Raw genomic sequence first — 25,725 nt, forward strand, 5'->3', positions numbered from 1 at the left:
GCCATCCGCTGCAACACACTACTTTTGCAGGGAATGTCTGTAGCCAAACATCCCGATTTTTGAAGGAAAAATCCCTTAAAAAGCAGGGCAAATCTGATTTCCTTGTCCCTCCGTCAACACCCCTTGTCGCTCATGCAGAATCGCCCGCCTTCATTCTGCAGAGACACATCGGATGTTCGCGCCTGCCAATCAACCGCGTTTCACGTTGACCCTCGACGGCGTCCAGAATGAGCTCAAGGTACTTGAGTTCACGGGCAAGGAAGCCATCAGCCAACCCTACCGCTTTGACCTGGAGCTGGTCAGCGAACGGCCCGATATTGAACTCGAAAGCCTGCTTCATCGTCAGGCGTTTCTGAGTTTCGATGCGCAAGGTTCCGGTATTCATGGTCAGGTTTATCGGGTCGGCCAGAGCGATTCCGGTCAACGTCTGACGGGCTACCAAATCAGTCTCGTACCGCGTCTGGCGTATCTCGGTCAGCGCATCAATCAGCGGATTTTCCAGCACAAAAGCGTGCCGGCGATCGTCGCGCAAATCCTCAAAGACCACGGTATCCAGCGCGACGCCTTCGAGTTCCGGCTCGGCAGCGACTACCCCGATCGCGAGTATTGCGTGCAGTACGCCGAAAGCGATCTGGCGTTCATCCAGCGACTGTGCGCTGAGGTCGGTATTCACTACCACTTCCAGCACAGCCTCGACGGGCACCTGTTGGTGTTTGGCGATGATCAGACGGTTTTCCCCCGCCTGCCCGAACCGACGCTGTACCTGCCGGGCAGCGGAATGGCGGCGGAGGCGCCAGCGATCAAGCGCTTCAACCTGCGGCTGGAAACCCGGTCTACAGCAGTCACCCGCCGGGACTACGACTTCCACAAACCGCGCCTGCAACTCGAAAGCCGCGTCGACAGCGAGCAGCGCCCGGTGCTTGAGGACTACCACTTCCCCGGCCAATTCACCGATCGCGAACATGGCAAACATCTGGCTCAACGGGCCTTGGAGCGCCACGCTGCAGATTTCCGCCAGGCCGAAGGTCTCGGCGACGAATCTGCTTTGGTCAGTGGGCATTTCCTACACCTCGCCGAACACCCGCGTCAGACGTGGAATGACCTGTGGTTGATCACCGCAATTGAGCACCGTGGCCGGCAGCCGCAGGTGCTGGAAGAGTCGGCCACCAGCGACAGCCCGGATGATTTCCAGGGCTATCGCAATACCTTTCTGGCGACGCCGTGGGACGTATCCTTTCGCCCGCCGCTGGGGCCAGAAAAGCCGCGCATGCTTGGCTATCAACCCGCCGTGGTCACTGGCCCGACTGGCAGCGAAATCCATTGCGACGAATACGGCCGGGTCAAGGTTCAACTCGCCTGGGACCGTGACGGTCAGCGCAACGAACACTCCAGTTGCTGGCTGCGTGTCGCTTCCGGTTGGGCCCACAACCGCTACGGCAGCGTACTGATTCCGCGCGTCGGCATGGAGGTGTTGGTGGGGTTTGTCGATGCCGATGCCGACAAACCGCTGGTGATGGGTTGCCTGCCCAATGCAGCGACCCCGGTGCCCCTCGATCTGCCGGCCGACAAGACTCGCAGTATTTTGCGCAGCCAAAGTAGCCCCGGTGGCGGCGGTTACAACGAATTGCGCATCGAGGATCGCAAAGGCGCCGAGGAAATCTACCTGCGCGCCCAGCGAAACTGGACCCAGCATGTATTGAACGATCAACAAGTGCAGGTCGACAACCAGCGCAGCATCGTCGTCACCGGCACCGCCCGCCATGAACTGAAGGCCGACGAAAAACGCATTACCCATGGTCAGCGCCAGACCGAAGTACGGCAGGACGATCACTTGGTGGTGATCGGCGACCGGCACATTCGCGTGTCCAGTCAGGCCCTCAGCGCCACTCAGCAATTCCATGTCAGCGCCGGCCAGCAAGTGGTCATCGACGGCGGCGCCAGCGCGACCATTCAGGCGGGCGGGCAGTGGATCAACATCGGCCCCGGCGGGATTTTCAGCAGCGTACCGATTCAGGTCGGAGGCGCGCCGATGGCGGCCATGGCTGCTGCGCCGAGCCTGCCGGATGTTCCGTTGAAACTCGCAGCCGCCCCGGCCGCGCTGCTCAGTGCTGCGCAAATACTCAGCCTGCAAAGCGACGCGCCGTTCTGCGAAGAATGCGAGCGCTGCAAGGACGGTGTTTGTGACGCCTGATCTCTTGTCACCTCTCGCCTGGCTTGAGCGCCAACCGCTGAAATCGACGGAGCAACTGTTTGCGATTTTCAGCAGTGCCAGTGCTGCTGAACCGTTCAAAGCCTGGCAACGCTCGATCTCCGCTCAAGCACCGAGCCCGATTTGGGCTGATACCACTTACGCCGAGTGGGAAGCGGTGATGCCCTATGTCGGAATCGTCGCTGCTGGCAGTGAGTTTCTGGAGTGGGTTGCCGTCACTGAGTCTCGCGATTGGGGTTGGCTGGCGGTTTCTTCTGCCTCTCATGAAGTGCTGCTCGAGCATTTGCGCAGCCTCTCTCAAGTTCTTTTGCCAAACGGCAACGTGGTGTTTTTCCGTTTTTGGGATGGGCGTTATTTGTTGCCGATTCTGCGGTCGGCTGAGGTTGATGCCGCGCAATTGATACCGGTAATCGGGCGCTGCCTGATTAATGGCCAGGCTCTCGAAATCGGTGGCAGTGCGTTGAAAACCTCCAGGGTTTTTCCGTGGTGGGACGTTTCTGAGTCGCTGCTCAAACACCTCGCCACCGAGTCCGCGACAACACACATCAACAACCTGCTGAAGTGGTTGAGCGAAGACCGCCCAGACCTTTACGAGGCGTTTTCGATGAGCGTGTTGCGGCACAAAGTCGCGAGCTTTCTTGAGATGCCCGACCTGCCTCAAGCGCCGAAATCAGCCTTGGTGGATTACCTGATGACGGAGCTGGGCTGATGGATCAGATCGTACGGATTGAGCAGGAGCTCGACGGTTTTCCAGACACCCTGAAGCTCTACCGCGAACAGCTCAAGCACTGGTTCAGCCAGGCCGCAGACAAGGCCAGCCACATGGCGGATCTGCCGTCGCTGATGGGCATGGAACGGATCATCAGGTTCGGAAGCTCCAGCACCGCTGTCAGCAGCGGCGATGATAGTTTTCTCTCCACCGTTGTCCAGTGCCCGCAAGGCGGAATGCTCGAAATCGAGAGTAAGTTCGAGTCGGTTTACGACATTCCGTTGGGGAACATTCAGGTCGATGTGATTGCGGTTGAGGGCGGGGCATCGAAGTCGGTCACGCTCGATGAAAACGGCAAGGGAACGTTCCGAGGGGAAGAGGGCAAGTCCTACCGCGTTCACGTTCACAACGAAGTCACGCTGCAGCAGGTTGATGAGCTTTTTTCTTCCTATGACGGCCTGACCACGGAGCTCGACAACTGGCTGCGTGAGGAATGGAAAACGTTCAAGCCGCAATGGTCGCAGCAGTCGGCGGCCGCGTCGCTGGCGGCGGTGGGCAACGGGATGTTGGCCGGGAGTTGGGCGGCGATCGAGGGCGTGTGGGACAGCATCAGCCTGCTGTCGGACATCCTCAAGGATCCCGGCCGGTTCGCTGAGCGGTTGGGCAGCGGTGCCGATCAGTTGCGTGAGCTGGCGGAACAATCACCGGAGGTGATGCAAAAGATCCAGCTGCTGGCCAGTGACGAGGCAGCCCTGTGTTTACTGCTGCGCACCGCCAGCCTTTGGCTGGAAATGCTGCCACCCAGCGAGATCGCCGGTAAAACCGCTGAAGCGGTGTCGGCGGGCGTGGTGCAGTTGCTGATCGACATCCTGATCGGGATTGTCCTGACGTTCGCCGGGGCTGGCGCCGGGATCGCCTACCTGAGCATGCGCCTGGTCAATTACGGCGCACGGATCATCAATGCCGTTCTGCGCTTGGTCAAAGCGATCTTCACGATCATCGACAGCGTCATGGGCTACGTCGACCGCTACAAAAAGATTGCGGCCCGGGGTGTGGCCGCGGGCCTGAAAAAAGGCCGGATGCAACTGCGCTGGGACGCCAAACGCAACACCACGCTCAAGCAAAATGAACACCACGACGACGTCTCGAAACAAGCAACAAACCCCAACGGCGACAGCGCCGATTCCGTCAATAAAACCGCGACCAACAAATGCCCGGTATCGATGGTCACCGGCGAAGAACTGCTGACCCTCACCGACGGTTCGCTGGACGGGATTCTGCCGTTCGACTTCTCCCGGCTCTATCGCACCAGCGCTGCCGAGATCGACTGCGGACTCGGATTTGGCTGGAGCCATTCGCTCACCCATCGACTGGAAATCGACGGCGACACCGTCCTCTGGATCGGCCACGAAAACCGTCGCACCACCTTTCCAGTGCCGAACCGCGAACGCCCGGCGATCCACAACAGCCTCTCGCGCGCGGCGATTTATCTCGGCGATGACCCCGAGGAACTGATCCTCGCCCAGGCGGGCGACGACACGCGTTTCTACCACTTTCACAACGGCCGGCTGACGGCGATCAGCGACGCGTACGACAACCGCTTGCGCATCACCCGCGACCGCCAGGAACGCATCCAGCGCCTTGACAACGGCGCCGGCCGCGCCTTGCTGTTGCGCTATGACCGCGCTCATCTGATCGCCGTCGACTATCAGGTTTTTGTCCCGGCGCAGACCCTCGCCGAGGCCTGGCACACCGAGCAAACGCTGGTCAGTTACCGCTACGACGAATGCGCTCAACTGATCGAAGCGAGCAACGCCGCCGGGGAAAGCGAGCGTTACGACTACGACGATCAACACGTGATTCTGCAGCGGCAACTGGCCGGTGGGGCGAGTTTCTTCTGGGAGTGGGAACGGTCTGGCAAGGCGGCCCGCTGCGTTCGGCATTGGGCGTCGTTTTCGCAGATGGATGCGCGCTATGTCTGGGAGGACCAGGGCAGCGTCACGGTCCAGAACATTGATGGCAGTGAAGAGGTTTACGTCCACGACGACCGGGCGCGGCTGGTGCGCAAGGTCGGGTTGGATGGCGGCGAACAGCTCAAGGCCTATGACGACAATGGCCGGTTGGTGGCCGAGCAGGACCCGTTCGGGGCCGTCACCGAATACCGTTACGACGACGTCGGACGGCTGGTGGCGCTAATTCCGCCGGAAGACGAACCGACGGCCTACGAGTATCGCAACGGTTTCCTGCATGCGCGCTATCGCGGTAAAGCGGTGTGGAAGTATCAGCGCAATACCCAGGGGGATGTCACCGAGGCGACCGATCCCGACGGCCATGTCACCCATTACCACTACGACCCTCAGGGGCGCTTGCTGTCGATCCGCTATCCGGACACCAGCCGGCATGTGTGCGTCTGGAATGCCTTGGGGCAATTGCTCGAAGAGACCTTGCCGGACGGTAGTCAGCGGCGCTTTTCCTACGACGCGCTAGGGCGGCAGATTACCCGTCAGGACGAACACGGTGCGCTCACCCAGTACCAATGGGATGCCATCGGTCGACTGATCCAGACGACTTTGCCTACCGGCGCCAGCCGCGGGTTCAGCTACAACGCCTACGGAAAAATCACCGCCGAACGCGATGAACTGGGCCGCGTCACCCGCTACGAATACGCCGACGATTTGCACCTGGTCAGCCGCCGGATCAACCCCGACGGCACCCAGCTCCAGTACCGCTACGACAACGCGCAGCTGCTGCTGACGGAAATCGAAAACGAATCCGGTGAAAAATATCGGCTGGATTACACGCCCAACGGCCTGATCCGACAGGAAACCGGTTTCGACGGTCGCCGTACCGCTTACGCCTATGACCTCAACGGTCAGTTGCTGGAGAAAACCGAGTTCGGCGATGACGGTTCGCAGCTGGTTACGAGGTATCAACGGGATTCGACCGGGCGCTTACAGGTCAAGACGCTGCCTGACGGCATCAAGGTCGAATACCGCTACGACTCGTTGGGCCGACTGGTCGGCGTCGACGACGGCCACGATCATCCGCTGGAGTTCGAGTACGACCAACAGGACCGCCTGATCACCGAACACCAGGGCTGGGGCACGCTGCGTTATGCCTACGACGCCTGCGGCCAGCTCAAGCGCCTGCGCCTGCCGGATGGCAGCAAACTCGACTATCACCACGCCAAGGGCGGTGCGCTGACCGCCATCGACCTCAATGGCGCACGTCTTACCAGTCACACATACAAATCCGGCCGCGAACAGCAGCGCCAGCAAGGCCTGCTGCTCAGCGAGTTTGCCTACGACGACCAGGGCCGTTTGAAGGCCCATGCCGTCAGCCAACAGCAAAAGAACCTGTACCGCCGCGACTATGCCTACAGCCTCAACGGCAATCTCGACCACATCGCCGACACCCGCCACGGCCAGCGCAGCTACCAGTACGACCCGCTCAACCGCCTGACCCGCGTCCGCCACACCCGCGACGACCCAGCGGAAACCTTCGCCCACGACCCGGCCGGCAACCTGTTGATGCAGGATCGCCCCGGCGTTGCGAAGGTGCTGGGTAATCGCCTGCTGATGCAAGGCGACCGCCACTACGACTACGACGCCTTCGGCAACCTGATCCGCGAACGCCGCGGCATCGCGCAAAAACTCGTCACCGAATACCGCTACGACTGCCAGCACCGCTTGGTCGGCGTCACCACTCCAGACGGTCGTTGTTCAAGTTACCGCTACGACGCCTTCGGCCGCCGCATCGCCAAAACCGTCGACGGCCACACCACCGAGTTTTTCTGGCAGGGCGACCACCTCGTTGCTGAAAGCAGCCGCGAGCACTACCGCAGCTACCTCTACGAACCCGGCAGCTTCCGCCCGCTTGCCATGCTCGACGGCAAAGGCCCGAAAAAGGCCTGCCCATTTTATTACCAACTCGATCATCTCGGTACGCCGCAGGAACTGACCGATTTCGGTGGCGAAATTGCCTGGTCGGCGAAGTACAACGCCTACGGCAAGGTCACGCATCTGGCATTCGGTGGGGGCGAGCAGCTCGATCAGCCTCTGCGTTTCCAGGGGCAGTACTTCGACGCCGAGAGCGGTCTGCACTACAACCGCCATCGCTACTATGATCCGGAGGTTGGGTGGTATTTGACGCCGGACCCGATCAAGTTGGCGGGTGGGCTGAACCAGTACCAGTACACCCCGAATCCGACGAGGTGGGTTGATCCGTTGGGGTTGAGTACTTGCCCCGGCGGCGATGGTTGTGAAAAGCCGTCGTTTGGAGAGCAGGATCCGTCGGATACGGCGGTAGCTGATGGGGAGCCTCAATTGCCGGAGGTGTCTCGTGATACGCCTCGGATGGGATATCACGAAGAAACTTATGCGAGTAAGCCAGTTAAATCCCAGGATGCCACCAATAAGTGGGAAGAGTTTTTAGGTGAGGGTCCCTATACAAACAATCACCCAAGGACGAATCTCCCGGATTCCGACAGATTGGTTTCAGCCGACGGTAAGAGAAGCATTCGATACGGAGCGCATGAAATGGGTGGCAAGCCGAGTAAGCATCATTACCACGAGGAGAAGTGGATACTCCAGTTAAAGGAGAATGTTATGAACGTTGAAAATACCGTTGTCCGCGTCCCATTACCGAAGAAATAAGTATGAAAATAACCATAGATCTCGTGACTCTTGTTGCTAAAAAAGTTCTAGTTGGGTTTTCAACCAATGTCGGGTCCGCAACCGCAGTTTGGCGTGCTGCCCCACCGAAAATTGGTGAACAGTATGATGTCGAATTAGAAATCGATGATGAGTTTGTTTGGGGAGAGAATGCTTGTTCTTCGCTCAATAATGCTCACTCTATTGGAGAGATGGATGACATCGTAACTATGACGGGGACTTTAATTTCAAATGATATGGAGGGCGGCGCAGTTGTTGACGTGGGTGGATCAATAATATTTATTGAGTTGATTGGATGTGCGGAAGCTGACTCGGTGTTCGTGGATTTAAAGGTTAAGAATGTGAATGTTTTTCCGACAGGTGTCTGAAGAGATTCAGCAGTTTTCAATTGTTGTCGCGAAAAATAGTTGGGAGGATGAGCAGCTACAAATAAATCCGTCCCCTTTTTGAATAGGCGACGACAGGAAGGAATCCAACTACGGGAGTGATTGAAAGGTACACAAAAGGAAAGAAGGCTGGTCAGCCAAAAATACCTAGCGCCGCGACACGCTTTATTAGCTATAGGGATCAATTGAACGCTATTCATCGTGCTCAGCTAATATTCAGACGAAATGGTCACGCCGCCTCTAAGGAGCCAATGAATATGGGTAAACAAATTGGTGAAGGATACAAGCGAGGCGGATTGGAGTATGGGAAGCAAACAGAAGCGGTTGCCATATTAAATGGAGCTGGTGCTCCAATAACGACTTATGCGGATTTTTGAAGATGAAGCGTCCTCCTAAACTTTCTATTTTACGCGGCCTGCTTTTTTTGTTTGATATTGATAATGTCGATAGCGATGAAAGAGAAGAGATCATAGTTTCTAAGGATGTTAATGACGAGGTCGAGCTCGCTGAGCTGTTCGACATACTTATGAGGCCGGAATTTACTTCCTATAGTGACAGTGATCGCGAGTGGTATATCGACACGTTGATTTACTATTTGGAGGTGGGTGAAAGCTTCGATTCTATTTTTGAAAAAATAACAACTTATTTTGATGATGAGGTTGACGATCGGCGGAAATTTATGCGGGTTCTTTTGGACTGTTTGTTGCGATATCAAGCTGAAATTGTAAAGCTCTAGCGTTATGTCTTAGTTGCTGTAGATCTTAGATGAAAGCTATTAGGTTAAAATTCTGTCCTACTTTTGGCGAATTTTCTGGGCAAGCTCGTCGGAAGTTTCCTTCACTTCGTATCGGTTTCCATGAACTGGTGTGAAATGTTTTCCATCGATAGTCTCTGGTGGTCACTGAGAATTCAGTGGCAGGGCGTAGGAACCCTTCGAAACCGTTAGAGCTACATTGGCGTCGATGCTTGTTTGCGGCCGTTAACGTGCGTCCGTAAGATCAGTTACGGCGGCTATGCGCGGGCACGCTTCGGCGTGGTCGAGTTTTCCCAAAGGTCTCGATATTCCTACCTCGCGTATAGCTGCCACCCCTAGCCTGTAGGAAGGCTGATGGTAGCTCCTATTATTCTTTGGGAGTCTCTAATGAAAACGCTTACACCCGATCCACCCTACGAAAAACCAGTTCCCCACCCCGACAACCGCTTCATGGCGCTCACCAGCAACTGCAACGACATGCCCACCCTGTTCGTCGATACCCACGCACCACTCGATATCTTGACCGATGCGGCCAGCTACCGAATTCGCGCAGTCACTTAGGTGCTGGAAAACATGTCGATGCGTGGTTCGGTCGAGTGTGAGTCCTTCATCCTCAGCGACTTTGCCTTGCTCTGCGCCATTCCGTTGCGGGATGGGTGTGATGTGCTGGATGTGGTGGGGCGGCGGTTGCGGGCTCGGTCTTCGGACTAAGCGCCGGACGGCTTTTGTGGCGAGGGAGCTTGCTCCCGTTCGGCTGCGCAGCAGTCGCCAAGCCTAGCCCTGCGGTGTGCTAGACAACTCCGAGTTGCTGGTTTTGGGGCTGCTGCGCAGCCCAGCGGGAGCAAGCTCCCTCGCCACAGGGTTATGGGTTGGTCTGGATATTTTGGGGCTGCTTCGCAGCCCAACGGGGGCGAGCCCCCTCGCCACAAGGTTTGGTTGGCCGGGATATGATCGTTCCTAGTTGCCCGCTCAGCCGCGAACCCCTGACGTTCTGCGCCGTACAAGGTAAACTTCCCGGCCTTCGCAGGAGCAATCATGAATTATCGTCACGCCTTCCATGCCGGCAATCACGCCGATGTGTTCAAACACCTGACTTTGACCCGCCTCATCGCCTTGATGTCGCGCAAGGAGCAGCCGTTTGCCTATCTCGACACTCACGCCGGTATTGGTCTGTATGACCTGCAGGGTGATCAGGCCAGTCGTACCGGTGAGTACCTGGAAGGCATCGCGCGGTTGTGGGATCAGCCGGATTTGCCGGCGCTGACTGCCGATTACATGAAGGTGTTGCACGACATGAATCCGGATGGCCAGTTGCGCTATTACCCGGGGTCGCCGGAGTTGGCGCGGCGTCTGACGCGGCCGCAGGATCGGTTGATGCTCAACGAGAAGCACCCCGAAGATGGCTTGCTGCTCAAGGACAACATGGCCGGTGATCGTCGGGTGAAGGTTCACTTGGGCGAAGGCTGGCATGTGCCGCGTGCGATGTTGCCGGTGCAGGAGAAGCGGGCGGTGATGTTGATTGATCCGCCGTTCGAGCAGCTCGATGAGATGCAGCGTTGTGCGGCGTCGTTGAAAGAGGCGATTGGCCGGATGCGCCAGACGGTGGCAGCGATCTGGTACCCGGTGAAGGATCAGCGCATGTTGCGTCGTTTCTATCAGGACCTGGCCGGCACGGGTGCGCCGAAGTTGTTGCGGGTGGAGTTGTTGGTGCATCCGTTGGATACGCCCAATAGCTTGAATGGCTCGGGGTTGGCGATTGCCAATCCGCCGTGGGGGTTGGAAGAGGAATTGCGTGAGTTGCTGCCGTGGTTGTCCAAGAAGCTTGGGCAGACCCAGGGTGGGTGGCAGATGGATTGGTTGATTGCCGAGAGTTGATTGCTGATCAGATGGATTGATGGCGTCTGACAGGACGCATTCGCGGGCAAGCCTCGCTCCTACAGGTCGGTATGACCGTAGGAGCGAGGCTTGCCCGCGAAGCTTTTCAGGGCCCGAAAGTCAGATCGGGCAAGTCACGCCTGTACCGCCAATCCCGCAATACCCTTCAGGGTTTTTCGCCAGGTATTGCTGGTGGTAAGCCTCGGCGAAGTAGAACGTCGGGGCTTCTTCGATTTCGGTGGTGATGGTGCCTTTGCCAGCCTTGGTCAACTCGGCCTGGAATACTTGCTCGCTGTGCTTGGCTGCGGCCAGTTGAGTCGGGTTGGTGGCGTAGATCACCGAACGGTACTGGGTGCCGATGTCATTGCCCTGGCGCATGCCTTGCGTCGGGTTGTGCAGTTCCCAGAACATCTTCAGCAGCGCATCAAAGCTGACTTTTGCCGGCTCGTAGACCACCAATACCACTTCGCTGTGGCCGGTCAGGCCCGAGCAGACTTCTTCATACGTCGGGTTCGGCGTAAAGCCGCCGGCGTAACCCACCGCCGTACTGACCACGCCTTCACGCTGCCAGAACTTGCGTTCCGCGCCCCAGAAGCAGCCCAGGCCGAAGATCGCGAAATCCACGTCCATCGCAAACGGGCCCAGCAGCGGGGCGTCGTGGACGAAGTGTTTTTCCGGCACGGTCATCGGGGTTTCGCGGCCAGGCAGGGCTTGTTCTTTAGTCGGGAGCACGTTTTTGTTCACCAGAATTTCCGAGCGCAGAACCATGATCAGTCCTCTCAGTCAGGTTGAGATGTAGGTAGTCAGACCGTCAGTTTGCCCAATGCCGTCCAGTTACGCACTACCTCTGTGGGAGCGAGCCTGTGGCGAGGGGGCTTGCCCCCGTTTGAGTGCGTAGCACTCACAAGATCTTTGGTACATCAGAGATTTTGGGGTTGCTTCGCAGCCCAACGGGGGCAAGCCCCCTCGCCACAGGCTCGCTCCCACAGGGGGGCTCAGTCAGGCGAGTGGGCCGCGCGGGTAGCGTTTGAGCTTTTCGATCAGCTCGGAACCCGGGATCGGTCGGTCGAACAGGTAGCCCTGGCCGACGTCGCAGCGGTGGCGGCGCAGGAAGGCCAGCTGCTCGGCCGTCTCGATGCCTTCGGCCACGACCTTGAGTTTCAGGTTGTGGGCCATGGCGATCACCGCGGAGGTGATTTCCATGTCGTCCTGGTTGTCCGGGATTTCATGGATGAAGCTTCGATCGATCTTGATGATGTCGATCGGGAATTTTTTCAGGTAACTGAGCGACGAGTAACCGGTGCCGAAGTCGTCCATCGCCAGGGTCAGGCCCAGACGCTTGAGCTGGTCGAGTTGCAGGTGCGTGTCTTCGGTGGCTTCCAGCAGCAGGCCTTCGGTCAGTTCCAACTCCAGCAGGTTCGCCGGCAGCGCTTCTTCCTTGAGGATGTTGGCGATGGAAGCAACGAGGTCCGGGTCGGAGAACTGCTTGGGCGAGAGGTTGATCGCCACTTGCAGGTTGCCCAGGCCGGCGGCGGTCAGGTCTTTGCTCATGCGGCAGGCCTGGCGGGCGATCCATTTGCCGATCGGGATGATCAGCCCGGTTTCTTCGGCGACGCTGATGAACTGGTCCGGGCGGATCATGCCTTTTTCCGGATGGTTCCAGCGCAGCAGCGCTTCCATGCCCAGCAAGCGGCCGCTGCGCAGGCACAGCTTGGGTTGGTAGAACACGTCCAGCTCGTTCTGGGTCAGGGCGCGGCGCAGGTTGTTTTCAACGAACAGTTTGTAGCTGGCCTCGGCGTTCAGCGCTTCGGTGAACACCTGCACCTGGTGTTTGCCGTTGGCCTTGGCCTTGTGCAGCGCCAGGCCGGCGTTGCGCATCAGCGTCTGTGGGTCGCGGCCGTGCAGCGGTGCGCAGGCCAGGCCGACGGAGCCGGTGACGCTGATCAACTGGTTGTCGACGAACATCGGTTTATCAAGCGTTGCCAGCAATTGGTTGGCGACTTGCTGCCCAACCGAGAGGTCGGTGCTGTCGAGCAATACGGCGAATTCGTTACTGGCAAAGCGCGCCAGGCTTCCGCTCGGGCTCAGGCTATTGCGCAGGCGCCGGGCCAGGCTGATCAGCAGTTTGTCGCCGGTCTGGTGGCCGAGGCTGTCGTTGATCCGCTTGAAGTTGTCGATGTCCACCAGCAGCAGGCTGATCGGTGTATCGCTGTCTCGGGCGAAGCGTTCGTCGAGGTTGCGAATGAACGCCGGGCGGTTGCCGAGGTTGGTCAGGTTATCGGTGTAAGCCAGGCGCTCGATACGCTGTTGGGCGAGCTTGGTGTGGGTGATGTCTTCGTAGATGCCGATGTAGTGGGTCAGTTCACGGTTGTCGCCGTAGACCTTGGAGATCGACAACTGGCCCCAGTACGGTTCAAGGTTTTTGCGCCGGCTCTTGAACTCGCCTTGCCAGCTGTTGCTCTTGGCCAGCGCCGACGGCGCGTCGAACAGCAGTTCGCTGAGGTTTTCCAGTGCCGGCAGTTCCGACAGCCGCTGGCCGTGGACTTCTTCGGTGGTGTACTGGGTGATTGCGGTGAAGCTTGGGTTGACGTACTCCACCACGCCGTCGCAATTGACCAGCAGAAAGGCGTTGGCGCTTTGCTCCACCGCACGCTGAAACAGGTGCAGGGCGCTAGTGGCGATGCGGCGGTTGTGGTTGTTGATGACTTGGGCGAACTGATCCGCCAGCTCGCCGGCAAAGGCGATTTCGTCCGACTGCCAGGCGCGGGTCGCACCTATCTGCTCCAGGCAGAGCACGCCGACTACTTGGCCATCGATACGGATGCTGGCGTCGAGCATGGCGTTGATGTCGCGGGGGCGCAGGCTCTCGGCCATGTGCCGGGTGCGCGGGTCACGCATGGCGTTATGGGCATCGATGGCGCGGCCGGTGTGCAAGGCGTCGAGGTAATCGGGAAAACTACTGACGTCGATCGGCTCTGGCAGTTGGTGATCCCGGATGGCGCGGTGATAGGCCGAGATTGGCGACAGTAGCGAACCCTCGAGGTTCCACAGGCTGGCGCAGTCGACTTCATAGATATCGCAGGCACTGCGGGTGATCAGCTCGGCGGCTTCTTGCAGGGAATTGTTGGTGCTGTAGCGCTGGCGGGTCAGCAGCAGAATCAGGTCCTGCTGGGCGCGCACCCGGTCCAGGTGCTGTAGTTGTTCCTGCTGTGCGCGTTGATTGAGTTCCAGGGCGATCTGCAGGCGTGAGTTCTGGGTTTCCAGGTCCAGCGCTGACAACAGCGGTTCATTGATGAACAGGCCGTCTACTACCATCAGGTAGCCGCGCAGCAGGTGTCGATTGTGTTGTTTGTAAGCTTCGCCCAGTTCCAGCAGGCTCAGTACGCCTGCAGCGGTGTGCAAGGTGTAGCGGATCAGGTAGTGCGGGCTTGCGCTAAGTTGCTGCTGGATTGTGTCGTGCAGTTGATAGCGCGCTTCGGGCTCCATCAGGCTGGCATAGGGCGAGCCGACCAGGGCACAGAGCTCCACGGCCGGCAGGCCAAACTGTCGTTCGCAATTGGGGTCGAGAAACAGCAGCGCCCAGCTCGGTTCATTCAGCCGTTCGAAACGCAGCATGCCGAGCCGCGAGGGCACAGGCAACTGCGTCACTACCTCGGCCACCATACGGCTGGCGGCATCGGGTTGGCTTTTCATGGAGGGAAACTCGCTTCGAATATGCTGATCGCGCCGGGCTCTCGCCCTCTTTACTGTTGCCTGCGGCAAGGTTGCATCATTGCGGCACCGACTGACAAGAGAGATGAAGGCCAAGTGCTATAAGAATATGTCGGCAGGCGAGAAGAATTCTCCAGCGAGGCGTCAAAAGTAGTGTATTCGGCCGAAAAGATCGCGGCCTTCGACAGCTCCTGCAAAGGTATGGCATACACCCTGTGGAGCTGCCGAAGGCTGCGATGTTTTTCGGGGTCAACGCAACTTGATGCTTGTCGACTGTATCTGTTTACCCTCCCGGTCGTGATAACTGACGCGAATTTGCTCGGCCTCAACGATCAGGTGGGCAAAATTGTCCTGGCTGATCACGTGGCTGGTCAGCTCATGCCGATAGTCTCCCGCGGCTGTTCGAGCCAAGGCTTGATCGAGGATGAAGGTGGATGCCTTGGCGTACGGCAGCAGTTTGCTGTTGCACAGTGGTGAAGACACGATGGTGTGAACTTCGAAATCCGGATTCTCGCTGTGGGTCAGACGACTGGTCAGGGAGCCGTGGACATCGCCGGAAATGATGAAGACATTCTTGATGCCGCGCGTGCGAATCGTCTCCAGCAACCGTAGCCGTTGTTCCGGGAAGGCTTTCCAGGCGTCATCGCCGTGAAGTTTGCGGTCGGGGTAGAACATGACGCTGGTGACCACGAATTTGACCCGGGCAGGGCTGTTGATCAGCCATTTGAGCAGCGCCTGTTCCTGTTCTTCGTTAAGGATGCGCCGGTCGTTGGCCGACAGATTGCGTCGGGTTCGGCTGTCGGTAATAAACCATTCGATATCGCCATCGGTGAATTGATACCAATAGTGCGGCAGCTGCGTTCTGTTTACTTGCCCGTTGGCAAGAAGCTCATGTACGGGGCTGTGACTGACTTGATATAGCTCATACGCCGCCATGGCGTTTCTGTATAAGTAAGTATCGCTCTTGCTTTTATTGGCGGGCCAGTTGTCCTCAATTTCATGGTCGTCGAGGATCATGTAAGTCGGCGTGCCGGACATTAACTTCGATATATGAGGTTGCGAAAAGGCCGTGCGGTACTTGCTGAGGATGTCCTTGTATTCCCGGTCAGGGGCCACGAGATTCAGGTCATCGACGTAGATTTGGTCGCCGGTCATCAGCATGGCGCTGATGGGCGGCTCGGCGTGTTCCGCCAGGCGGGTGATCGAGGCAAAAATCCGGTCGCCCAAATGCGGGGCCGACGCAATGCCGGCGGTCAGTCGCAGGTAGCGACATGAGCCGACCACATAGGCCCGAGGCTGGGTGGTTTTGCTGGATTGCGTGCGAAAACGGTAGAGCTCCCGCGGCCATTGCAGCGGCAGTTCCTGAACCGTCTCCACGGTATGCACCGGGCTCATGGGGCTGAACCAGCCGGCCTGGTATTCATAGTCGGTATCGCTGGCAAGATCGTTGAGTGCAATCACATCAGACATATCACGCACGATGGTCAGTTTTGCAAACAGGCCTTTGGACCAGTGTTCCTCGCCAGTGCGTCGATAACGGATGCCTGCAAATACCAAGGCATTGTCCTGTAATGCTCCGCGCAAGAAAATACGGGCATGGTTAGTTGTGGTGTGGCCAATGATAGGGCCGACAGTCGGTTTGAACATGTTCGAATCCGTTCGAATTAATGCTAACTAAGCAAGTTAAGTTTTCGAAGTTTCTATTAGGAATCCTCGTAACTAAGACTAGTTATTGGCTCGCGAAAAATATCGGGCGGAAGTGGACTTGAGTTGTAGGCAGCGTAAGCCTTGGATGTAGGAATAAAACTCGGAGAAGGGCCCAATTCCAGTCAGTTCAGCCGTAATGCGATCTGTAGCAGCTGCCGAAGGCTGCGTTCGGCTGCGTAGCAGCCGTGAGTCCAAGTTATGGTTTGACGACTGCTGCGCAGCCGAACGCAGCCTCGCAAGCTCGACAGCTGCTACAGCCGAACGCAGCCTTCGGCAGCTGCTACATAGAATGCTGAAACGCGGAGGGCTTTCTTCAGGGCAAAAAAAGCCCCGCCAAATTGGCGGGGTTGAGGTACGAGCGTGGCGCTCGGAAAACATGGAACGCGACAGGCCCTCCGGTGAAGGAGGGCCGGCCGGTGTTACAGCAGGATGGTGCGGATGTCCGCCAGCAGGTCGCTCAGACGCTTGGTGAAGCGTGCAGCAGCGGCGCCGTTGATCACACGGTGATCGTAGGACAGCGACAGCGGCAGCATCAGCTTCGGCTGGAAGGCTTTGCCGTCCCAGACTGGCTGGATGGTTGCCTTGGAAACACCGAGGATCGCCACTTCCGGCGCGTTGACGATAGGCGTGAAGCCGGTGCCGCCAATGTGGCCGAGGCTGGAAATGGTGAAGCAGGCGCCTTGCATGTCGTCAGCGGTGAGCTTTTTGTCGCGGGCCTTGGCGGCCAGCACAGCGGCTTCGGCTGCCAGTTGCAACAGGCTCTTCTGGTCGACGTTCTTGATGACCGGTACCAGCAGGCCTTCAGGGGTGTCGACCGCGAAGCCGATGTTCACGTACTTCTTGCGAATGATCGCCTTGCCGCTTGGCGCCAGCGAACTGTTGAAGTCCGGCAGTTCCTTGAGCAGGTGCGCGCAGGATTTGAGCAGCAGCGGCAGGATGGTCAGCTTGACGCCAGCCTTCTCTGCAACGGCTTTCTGAGCAATACGGAACGCTTCCAGCTCGGTGATATCAGCCGAATCGAACTGAGTCACGTGAGGAATGTTCAGCCAGCTGCGATGCAGGCTCGACGCGCCGATTTGCATCAGGCGAGTCATCGGCACTTCTTCGATTTCGCCGAAGCGGCTGAAGTCCACGACCGGAATCGGCGGGATGCCCGCGCCGCCGGTTGCGCCGCCAGCGGCCGGTGCTTCCTTGGCCTTCTGCATCATGGCTTTGACGTAAACCTGCACGTCTTCTTTCAGCACGCGACCGTGCGGGCCGCTTGGGCTGACCGCGCTCAGCTCGACGCCGAATTCACGGGCCAGTTGGCGCACCGCAGGGCCTGCGTGAACCTTGGCGCCCGGCTTGGCCGGTGCAGCCGCAGGTGCGGAAGGTGCCGGAGCAGCAGGTGCGGCGGCTGGAGCAGAAGCAGCAGGTGCAGCAGCGGCTGGCGCCGGAGCCGGAGCCGCAGCAGGCGCAGCGCCTTTGACTTTCAGCTTCAGGATCAGGTCGCCGGTACCGACTTCGTCATCCAGCTTGATGGAAACGCTTTCCACCACGCCGGCGGCAGGCGATGGAATTTCCATGCTCGCCTTGTCGGATTCCAGGGTGATCAGCGACTGGTCGGCGGTGACGGTGTCGCCAGCCTTGACCAGCACTTCGATGATCTTGGCCTTGCCCGCCGAACCGATGTCCGGGACGTGAATGTCCTGAACGGTGTCGGCAACTGGAGCCGCCGGAGCCGCAGCGGCTGGCGCCGGAGCAGCGGCAGCGGCCTGGGCTGGCGCGGCCGCGGCCGGTGCAGCAGCACCCGCCACTTCCAGGTCCAGAATCAGGTCGCCGGTGCCGACTTCGTCATTGAGCTTGACGCTGATGGCCTTGACCACGCCAGCGGCAGGCGATGGAATTTCCATGCTGGCCTTGTCGGATTCCAGGGTGATCAGCGACTGATCAGCCGCGACGGTGTCGCCGACCTTGACCTGGATCTCGATGATCTGGGCCTTGCCCGCCGAACCGATGTCCGGCACGTGCACTTGCTGAACGCTGGCAGCAGCAGGTGCTGCGGCTGGAGCAGCTGGCGCTTTCGCGGCAGCAGGAGCAGGCGCAGCTTCAGCCTTGGCGGCTGGCGCAGCGGCAGCTGCAGGGGCCGCAGCTGCGGCACCTTCGACTTCCAGTTCCAGCAGTTCGTCGCCTTCTTTCAGGCGATCGCCCAGCTTCACTTTCAAACTCTTGATGATGCCGGCCTTCGGCGCAGGCACTTCCATGCTCGCCTTGTCCGACTCAAGTGTCAGGATGCTCTGGTCGGCTTCGATACGGTCGCCGACCTTCACAAACAGTTCAATTACTTCACCTTCACCGCTGCCGATGTCAGGTACGCGAATGAGTTCGCTCACAGAGTGTCTCCTCAGCAGTCCAGTGGGTTGCGTTTTTCCGGGTTGATACCGAACTTGGCGATGGCTTCAGCCACCACTTTAGGTTCGATGTCACCACGGTCAGCCAAGGCTTCCAGGGCTGCCAACACCACGAAATGACGGTCGACTTCAAAGAAGTGACGCAGCTTCTTGCGGCTGTCACTGCGGCCGAAACCATCGGTGCCCAGGACTTTGAATTCCTTGGACGGGACCCACTGACGAATTTGTTCAGCGAACAGCTTCATGTAGTCGGTAGACGCGATGACCGGACCTTTACGGCCGTTCAGGCACTCTTCGACGTAGCTCAGTTTAGGCTTCTGGCCCGGGTGCAGACGGTTGCTGCGCTCGACGGCCAGGCCATCGCGACGCAGTTCGTTGAAGCTGGTAACGCTCCACACGTCAGCGCCGACGTTGAACTCTTCACGCAGGATCTTCGCCGCTTCACGGACTTCACGCAGGATGGTGCCGGAGCCCATCAGCTGAACGTGGTGCGCCGCTTCGCGGGTGTCTTCCTCGAGCAGGTACATGCCCTTGATGATGCCTTCCTCGACACCGGCCGGCATGGCTGGTTGCTGGTAGGACTCGTTCATCACGGTGATGTAGTAGAAAACGTCCTGCTGCTCTTCGGTCATCTTCTTCATGCCGTCCTGAATGATCACCGCCAGCTCGTAGCCGTAGGTTGGATCAAAGGTGCGGCAGTTCGGGATGGTGGCAGCCAGGATGTGGCTGTGACCGTCTTCGTGTTGCAGGCCTTCGCCGTTCAGCGTGGTTCTGCCTGCGGTACCGCCGATCAGGAAGCCACGGGTGCGGCTGTCGCCAGCGGCCCAGGCCAGGTCGCCGATACGCTGGAAGCCGAACATCGAGTAGAAGATGTAGAACGGCAGCATTGGCTGGTTGTGGCTGGAGTACGAAGTACCGGCAGCGATGAAGGAGCTCATGGCGCCCGCTTCGTTGATGCCTTCTTCGAGGATCTGGCCCTTCTTGTCTTCTTTGTAGAACATCACCTGGTCTTTATCGACTGGCTCGTAGAGCTGGCCGACGGACGAGTAGATGCCCAACTGACGGAACATGCCTTCCATACCGAAGGTACGGGCTTCGTCCGGGATGATCGGGACGATGCGCGGGCCGATTTCCTTGTCCTTGACCAGTTGCGCGAGGATCCGCACGAAGGCCATGGTGGTGGAGATTTCACGGTCGCCCGAACCGTCGAGGATAGCCTTGAGGGTATCCAGCGATGGGGTCGGAACGCTGAAGCTTTGCGCGCGGCGCTGCGGCACGAAACCGCCCAGTGCAGTGCGGCGCTCGCTCAGGTAGCGGGCTTCGGCGCTGTTTGGCTCTGGCTTGAAGAACGGCAGGTTTTCCAGTTCGTCGTCTTTGACCGGAATGTCGAAGCGATCGCGGAACAACTTCAGGCTGTCGACATCGACTTTCTTGGTGTTGTGCGCAGTGTTTTTCGCTTCGCCGGCACCGGTGCCATAACCCTTGATGGTTTTGGCCAGGATGACGGTCGGTTGTTCTTTGTGGTTGACCGCTTCGTGGTACGCCGCGTAGACCTTGTACGGGTCGTGGCCGCCACGGTTGAGTTTCCAGATCTCGTCGTCGGACAAGTCTGCAACCATCGCCTTGAGTTCTGGCGAGTTGAAGAAGTGTTCACGCACGAACGCGCCGTCTTTGGCTTTGTAGTTCTGGTACTCGCCGTCGATGACTTCGTCCATGCGGCGTTGCAGGATGCCGTCGACGTCTTTGGCCAGCAGTGGGTCCCAGAAACGGCCCCAGATGACTTTGGTCACGTTCCACTGAGCACCGCGGAACACGCCTTCGAGTTCCTGGATGATCTTGCCGTTGCCGCGAACCGGGCCATCAAGGCGCTGCAGGTTGCAGTTAATGACGAAGATCAGGTTGTCCAGCTTCTCGCGGCCAGCCAGCGAGATGGCACCCAGGGATTCCGGCTCGTCGCACTCGCCGTCGCCCAGGAAACACCAGACTTTTTGCTTGCCTTCAGGGATGAAACCACGGGCTTCCAGGTACTTCATGAAGCGTGCCTGGTAGATCGCCTGGATCGGGCCCAGACCCATGGATACGGTCGGGAACTGCCAGAAATCAGGCATCAGCCATGGGTGCGGGTAGGACGACAGGCCCTGACCGTCCACTTCCTGGCGGAAGTTGTTCATCTGGTCTTCGGTGATGCGGCCTTCCATGAACGCGCGGGCGTAAACGCCTGGCGAGGTGTGGCCCTGGAAGTAGATCAGGTCGCCGCCGTGTTCGTCGCTCGGGGCCTGGAAGAAGTAGTTGAAGCCGATGTCATACAGAGTTGCACTGGAGGCGAAGCTGGAGATGTGACCGCCCAGGTCAGAATCTTTCAGGTTCGTGCGCATAACCATGGCCATCGCGTTCCAGCGTACCAACGAGCGAATGCGGCGTTCCATGAACAGGTCGCCAGGCATGCGTGCTTCGTGGGTGACGGGGATCGTGTTGCGGTATGGCGTGGTGATGGCGTAAGGGAGCTGCGAGCCGCTACGGGTCGCGAGTTCGCCCATACGGGTCATCAGATAGTGAGCACGGTCTTCGCCTTCTTTGTCGAGAACCGATTCCAGGGCGTCCAGCCATTCCTGGGTTTCGACGGGATCGAGGTCTTGCATGGCTTGCTCCAGGGCGGAAAGGCTTCCAGAATCGGTTGCCTGAGTTTGCGACTGGCCTTGTGGGCAGACGATTATAAATTCTTGGATTGCCGATAGGTTGTTCCGGCGGCGTGTAGTTTTACTACAAATCTTCGGGCATTTCAGCCTTTCGAATGTATAGACGAGTAGTAAAACTACAGATGATTGGCTTGTAGCCTCCGGCTGCGTTGTGAGAATAATCGTTAAGGTTGGTCTTTTGCCAACCAGAAAAGGTGAGAGCTTGATGATCGCTGCCAAAAATAAAGAAATTTCAGCTATTTCTAACCTTTGTTCGACACTCAGTCAGGTAGCGTGTTTTCACGAATCACTACATGCAGCCTTTCGCACGCCGATCAAGGATAGACCATGAGCCTGCCTTCGCTTGCCGAACTGCCCGATGTTCTCCTGCCATTGGTCACCCGTGCCGAGCAGTCGTTCCGTACGGCCGTCTCGGTTTTTCCCCACGATCATGGCCTGTCCACCTGGACGCCTGAGCACTGGGCGCAATTTGCCCGCGTCACCGCTGCCAGCGATTTTGTCATTGAACAGAGTCTGCGTGACCCTTTGATGTTGTTGGAGCTGGTGCAGTCAGGTGAACTGGACCGCGCCTTTGCGCCGGGCGAGTTGTGCGCACAGATTGCGACGGCGGTGAACGCAGCCGAAACCGACGACCAACTTGGCCGTGCCCTGCGTCGCCAGCGTACCCGCCAGCAAGTGCGGATCATCTGGCGCGACCTGACCCGCCAGGCCGATCTGATCCAGAGCTGTCGCGACCTCTCGGACATGGCCGATGCCAGCATCGATCAGGCCTATCAGTGGTTGTATCAGCGGCATTGCCAGCAGTTCGGCACGCCTACCGGGCGGCGCAGCGGTGCGCCGCAGCAGATGGTCATCCTTGGCATGGGCAAGCTCGGCGCCGTGGAGCTGAACCTGTCGTCGGACATCGACCTGATCTTCGCCTACCCCGAGGGCGGCGAAACCGTCGGCGTGAAACGGTCGCTGGATAACCAGGAGTTTTTCATTCGCCTCGGCCAGCGCCTGATCAAGGCCCTGGACCCGATGACCGTCGACGGTTTCGTGTTCCGCGTCGATATGCGCTTGCGCCCTTACGGTTCGTCCGGCGCGCTGGTGCTGAGTTTCAATGCGCTGGAGCAGTATTACCAGGATCAGGGCCGTGACTGGGAGCGCTACGCGATGATCAAGGCGCGAGTGGTGGCCGGCGATCAGGTGGCCGGCGCCCAGTTGCTCGACATGCTGCGACCGTTCGTTTACCGGCGTTACCTGGACTTCTCGGCCATCGAAGCGCTGCGCACCATGAAGCAGCTGATCCAGCAGGAAGTCCGGCGCAAGGGCATGGCCGACAACATCAAGCTCGGCTCCGGCGGTATCCGCGAAGTCGAATTTATCGCCCAGGCCTTCCAGCTGATTCACGGTGGCCGCGATCTGAGCCTGCAGCAACGTCCTCTATTAAAAGTACTGAGCACCCTGGAAGGTCAGGGTTACTTGCCGGCGGCGGTGGTCAGCGAATTGCGCGAAGGTTACGAATTCCTGCGTTACACCGAACACGCGATCCAGGCGATTGCCGACCGCCAGACCCAGATGCTGCCGGATAGCCCGCAGGATCAGGCGCGCATTGCCTTTATGCTCGGGTTTGTCAATTGGACGGCGTTCCACGAACAACTGATGTACTGGCGTGGCCGGGTGGCCTGGCACTTCGGTCAGGTGATCGCCGATCCGGATGAAGAGCAAGGCACCGAGAGCGAAGTGGTGGTCGGCGGGGAATGGCTGCCGCTGTGGGAAGAGGCTCAGGATGAAGGGGCTGCGTGCCGTCAGCTGGAAGAGGGCGGTTTCGCCGATGCCACCAAGGCGCTGAAAGCCTTGGCCAGCCTGCGCGGCAGCCCGCAATTGCGCGCCATGCAGCGCTTGGGGCGTGAGCGCCTCGATGCTTTTATTCCGCGCTTGTTGGCTCAGGCCGTGGAACATGCCAACCCCGATCTGGTGCTGGAGCGGGTGCTGCCGCTGGTGGAAGCCGTGGCGCGTCGTTCCGCTTATCTGGTGTTGTTGACCGAGAACCCCGGCGCCCTGCGCCGCTTGCTGACGCTGTGTGCTGCGAGCCCGTGGATTGCCGAGCAGATCACTCGCTTCCCATTGCTGCTCGACGAATTGCTCAACGAGGGCCGGTTGTTCAAGCCTCCGCTGGCGCCGGAACTGGCCGCCGAATTGCGTGAGCGGTTGACGCGGATCCCCGAAGACGACCTCGAACAACAAATGGAAGCTCTGCGGCATTTCAAACTGGCGCACCGCTTGCGCGTTGCCGCCTCGGAAATCGCCGGCAGCCTGCCATTGATGAAGGTCAGTGATTACCTGACCTGGCTCGCCGAAGCGATCCTCGAACAGGTGCTGGCTCTGGCCTGGCGCCAGACTGTGGCCAAGTACGGTACGCCACTGTGCACCGATGGCACCTTGTGCGATCCGGGTTTCATCATTGTCGGTTACGGGAAAGTCGGCGGTCTGGAGCTGGGGCACAGTTCGGACCTGGACCTGGTGTTCATTCATGACGCGGATCCGCAAGCGGAAACCGACGGCCCGAAACCCATCGACGGCGCACAGTTCTTCACCCGGCTGGGGCAGCGAATCATTCACTTGCTGACGGCCCAGACCAACTCCGGTCAGCTGTATGAAGTAGACATGCGCCTGCGGCCGTCCGGTGCGTCCGGTTTGCTGGTGAGTTCCCTGGGGGCATTTGCCCGGTATCAGGAAAACGAAGCCTGGACCTGGGAGCATCAGGCGCTGGTACGGGCGCGGGTGCTGGTGGGCAGTCAGAATGTCGGCCAGGCGTTCGAGAAGGTTCGCGCGGCGGTGTTGGCCAAACCGCGGGACCTGTCGACCTTGCGCCAGGAGGTCAGCGAGATGCGCGCCAAGATGCGCGATAATCTGGGCAGCAAGAGCACCACTGCGGGCACCGCGGCAAATGCCTTCGAGGCCACGGCGCCGTTCGATCTCAAGCAGGACGCCGGAGGTATCGTCGATATTGAATTTATGGTGCAATACGCGGCTCTGGCGTGGTCTGAAGCGCATCCGTCATTGCTGCGCTATACCGACAATATCCGCATTCTGGAAGGGTTGGAGGAGGTCGGGCTGATGCCTGCCGAAGATGCCAGCCTGTTGCGTGAGGCCTATAAAGCCTATCGCTCCGCTGCTCACCGGGAGGCCTTGCAGAAGGACGCCGGCGTGATACCGGGCGACCAGTTTGCGGATGAACGACGGCAGGTAATGCGAATCTGGCGCGAGCTGGGGTTAAGCTGATCGACGAGATTCAAATGTGGGAGCGGGCTTTTGTGGCGAGGGAGCTTGCTCCCGCTGGAGTGCGAAGCGCTCCCAAATCAGCTTGTGCGGTCTGTCAGATGAGAATGTGGTGGCAAGTTTTGGGGCTGCTGCGCAGCCCAGCGGGAGCAAGCTCCCTCGCCACAGAGGTTTATGCTGATTGACATGAATGTGTATTAAATTGATCCGACGAGCCCTGATCGGCTCGTCCAAATGACCTGACGGTTCACCCCGCAGGTGCTGGATTCTCGAGGCGGGGAGGCGTATGCCTCCCCTGCTCGTTTTTGGAAACCACATGAAAATTCTGATCGTTGGGCCCAGTTGGGTCGGTGACATGGTGATGGCGCAGACACTTTTTCAGTGTCTCAAACAACGCCACCCGCAGTGCGAAATCGACGTGCTGGCCCCCGAGTGGAGCCGGCCGATCCTCGAGCGCATGCCCGAAGTACGCCAGGCCTTGAGCTTCCCGCTCGGCCACGGCGTGCTGGAGCTGGCGACGCGTCGGCGCATCGGTAAATCCCTGGCCGGTCAGTATGACCAGGCCATCCTGCTGCCCAATTCCCTGAAGTCGGCACTGGTGCCGTTTTTTGCCGGCATCCCGAAACGCACCGGCTGGCGCGGCGAGTTCCGCTACGGCCTGCTCAATGACGTGCGCACGCTCGAAAAAGAACGTTACCCGCTGATGATCGAGCGCTTCATGGCGCTGGCCTTTGAGCCCGGCGTCGAGCTGCCGAAGCCGTATCCACGGCCGAGCCTGCAGATCGAGCCGGTGACCCGCGACGGCGCACTGGCCAAGTTCGGTCTGGCCCTCGACCGTCCGGTGTTGGCGCTGTGCCCCGGCGCCGAGTTCGGTGAGTCCAAACGCTGGCCATCCGAGCATTACGCCAAGGTCGCCGAAGCGAAGATCCGTGAAGGCTGGCAAGTCTGGCTGTTCGGTTCGAAAAACGATCACGGGGTGGGCGAAGACATTCGAGCGCGGCTGATTCCGGGGCTGCGTGAAGAGTCGGTGAACCTCAGTGGCGGCACTTCCCTGGCCGAGGCCATCGATCTGCTGTCTTGCGCTGACGCGGTGGTCTCCAACGACTCGGGCCTGATGCACGTGGCCGCTGCGCTGAACCGCCCATTGGTGGCGGTGTACGGCTCGACGTCGCCGGGTTTCACACCGCCACTGGCCGAGCACGTCGAAATCGTGCGCCTGGGCATCGAATGCAGTCCATGCTTCGATCGCACCTGCCGTTTCGGTCATTACAATTGCTTGCGCCAACTCATGCCGAAAGCGGTGAACGAAGCCTTGCAGCGGTTGCTGGGCACTGTGGTCGAGGTCAAATAG

General features: G+C 59.2%; 13 protein-coding genes and 1 pseudogene. 9 read left to right on the forward strand and 5 right to left on the reverse strand.

Annotated elements, in window-relative coordinates:
- The first annotated feature begins 172 nt into the window (after window positions 1-172).
- The 7 genes and pseudogenes from ACA044_RS02475 (at window position 173) to ACA044_RS02505 (ending at window position 10,606) form a co-directional block, all read left to right on the forward strand.
- Window positions 173-2,191, forward strand: a complete 2,019-nt coding sequence (locus ACA044_RS02475) for a type VI secretion system Vgr family protein (RefSeq protein WP_497445010.1) — start codon at window positions 173-175, stop codon at window positions 2,189-2,191.
- Window positions 2,181-2,918: a DUF4123 domain-containing protein gene (locus tag ACA044_RS02480; protein WP_497445011.1), complete on the forward strand. Its 738-nt coding sequence runs from the start codon at window positions 2,181-2,183 to the stop codon at window positions 2,916-2,918. Before ACA044_RS02475 ends, ACA044_RS02480 begins: the two co-directional genes overlap by 11 nt.
- The gene (locus tag ACA044_RS02485; protein ID WP_497445012.1) at window positions 2,918-7,573 is read left to right on the forward strand and encodes an RHS repeat-associated core domain-containing protein; all 4,656 of its coding nucleotides are present in this window, start codon (window positions 2,918-2,920) and stop codon (window positions 7,571-7,573) included. The genes ACA044_RS02480 and ACA044_RS02485 overlap by 1 nt, the downstream gene beginning before the upstream one ends.
- A 2-nt stretch (window positions 7,574-7,575) precedes the next feature.
- The gene (locus ACA044_RS02490; RefSeq protein WP_497445013.1) at window positions 7,576-7,959 is read left to right on the forward strand and encodes a hypothetical protein; all 384 of its coding nucleotides are present in this window, start codon (window positions 7,576-7,578) and stop codon (window positions 7,957-7,959) included.
- A gap of 397 nt (window positions 7,960-8,356) precedes the next feature.
- Entirely contained in the window at window positions 8,357-8,713 is a 357-nt protein-coding gene (locus ACA044_RS02495; protein WP_497445014.1) for a hypothetical protein, read from the forward strand.
- 405 nt (window positions 8,714-9,118) lie between these two features.
- Window positions 9,119-9,442 (forward strand): annotated as a pseudogene (locus tag ACA044_RS02500) (hypothetical protein).
- 324 nt (window positions 9,443-9,766) lie between these two features.
- Complete coding sequence (locus tag ACA044_RS02505; RefSeq protein ID WP_008009107.1) at window positions 9,767-10,606, forward strand: 23S rRNA (adenine(2030)-N(6))-methyltransferase RlmJ; 840 nt, start codon at window positions 9,767-9,769, stop codon at window positions 10,604-10,606.
- Window positions 10,607-10,726: 120 nt separating this feature from the next.
- Here the strand turns inward: ACA044_RS02505 and msrA are convergent, their stop codons facing one another.
- The 5 genes from msrA to aceE all read right to left on the reverse strand — a co-directional run bounded on the left by msrA (window position 10,727) and on the right by aceE (window position 21,053).
- Window positions 10,727-11,374, reverse strand: coding sequence for a peptide-methionine (S)-S-oxide reductase MsrA (gene msrA, locus ACA044_RS02510; RefSeq protein WP_497445015.1), 648 nt, complete (start codon window positions 11,372-11,374; stop codon window positions 10,727-10,729).
- Between the two features lie 231 nt (window positions 11,375-11,605).
- The gene (locus ACA044_RS02515) at window positions 11,606-14,299 is read right to left on the reverse strand and encodes a sensor domain-containing phosphodiesterase (protein WP_497445016.1); all 2,694 of its coding nucleotides are present in this window, start codon (window positions 14,297-14,299) and stop codon (window positions 11,606-11,608) included.
- 267 nt (window positions 14,300-14,566) lie between these two features.
- Entirely contained in the window at window positions 14,567-15,964 is a 1,398-nt protein-coding gene (locus tag ACA044_RS02520) for an alkaline phosphatase D family protein (protein WP_497445017.1), read from the reverse strand.
- A 479-nt stretch (window positions 15,965-16,443) separates the two neighbouring features.
- Window positions 16,444-18,396 (reverse strand): dihydrolipoyllysine-residue acetyltransferase, encoded by a 1,953-nt coding sequence (gene aceF, locus ACA044_RS02525; RefSeq protein WP_497445018.1) that lies wholly within the window; start codon window positions 18,394-18,396, stop codon window positions 16,444-16,446.
- Window positions 18,397-18,407: 11 nt separating this feature from the next.
- Complete coding sequence (aceE, locus tag ACA044_RS02530; RefSeq protein WP_497445019.1) at window positions 18,408-21,053, reverse strand: pyruvate dehydrogenase (acetyl-transferring), homodimeric type; 2,646 nt, start codon at window positions 21,051-21,053, stop codon at window positions 18,408-18,410.
- 384 nt (window positions 21,054-21,437) lie between these two features.
- Between aceE and glnE the strand changes: the two genes are divergently transcribed.
- Window positions 21,438-24,377, forward strand: coding sequence for a bifunctional [glutamate--ammonia ligase]-adenylyl-L-tyrosine phosphorylase/[glutamate--ammonia-ligase] adenylyltransferase (gene glnE, locus ACA044_RS02535; protein WP_497445020.1), 2,940 nt, complete (start codon window positions 21,438-21,440; stop codon window positions 24,375-24,377).
- Between the two features lie 313 nt (window positions 24,378-24,690).
- The gene (waaF, locus tag ACA044_RS02540) at window positions 24,691-25,725 is read left to right on the forward strand and encodes a lipopolysaccharide heptosyltransferase II (protein WP_497445021.1); all 1,035 of its coding nucleotides are present in this window, start codon (window positions 24,691-24,693) and stop codon (window positions 25,723-25,725) included.

The organism is Pseudomonas sp. LBUM1673 (assembly GCF_059695645.1).

Bases quoted from the DNA above. Each gene is read 5' to 3' on its own strand.
- ACA044_RS02495 (WP_497445014.1), top strand. From the start codon at position 8,357: ATGAAGCGTCCTCCTAAACTTTCTATTTTACGCGGCCTGCTTTTTTTG.
- msrA (WP_497445015.1), bottom strand. From the start codon at position 11,374: ATGGTTCTGCGCTCGGAAATTCTGGTGAACAAAAACGTGCTCCCGACT.
- ACA044_RS02505 (WP_008009107.1), top strand. From the start codon at position 9,767: ATGAATTATCGTCACGCCTTCCATGCCGGCAATCACGCCGATGTGTTC.
- ACA044_RS02490 (WP_497445013.1), top strand. From the start codon at position 7,576: ATGAAAATAACCATAGATCTCGTGACTCTTGTTGCTAAAAAAGTTCTA.
- ACA044_RS02485 (WP_497445012.1), top strand. From the start codon at position 2,918: ATGGATCAGATCGTACGGATTGAGCAGGAGCTCGACGGTTTTCCAGAC.
- ACA044_RS02520 (WP_497445017.1), bottom strand. From the start codon at position 15,964: ATGTTCAAACCGACTGTCGGCCCTATCATTGGCCACACCACAACTAAC.
- glnE (WP_497445020.1), top strand. From the start codon at position 21,438: ATGAGCCTGCCTTCGCTTGCCGAACTGCCCGATGTTCTCCTGCCATTG.
- aceE (WP_497445019.1), bottom strand. From the start codon at position 21,053: ATGCAAGACCTCGATCCCGTCGAAACCCAGGAATGGCTGGACGCCCTG.
- ACA044_RS02475 (WP_497445010.1), top strand. From the start codon at position 173: ATGTTCGCGCCTGCCAATCAACCGCGTTTCACGTTGACCCTCGACGGC.
- ACA044_RS02515 (WP_497445016.1), bottom strand. From the start codon at position 14,299: ATGAAAAGCCAACCCGATGCCGCCAGCCGTATGGTGGCCGAGGTAGTG.
- waaF (WP_497445021.1), top strand. From the start codon at position 24,691: ATGAAAATTCTGATCGTTGGGCCCAGTTGGGTCGGTGACATGGTGATG.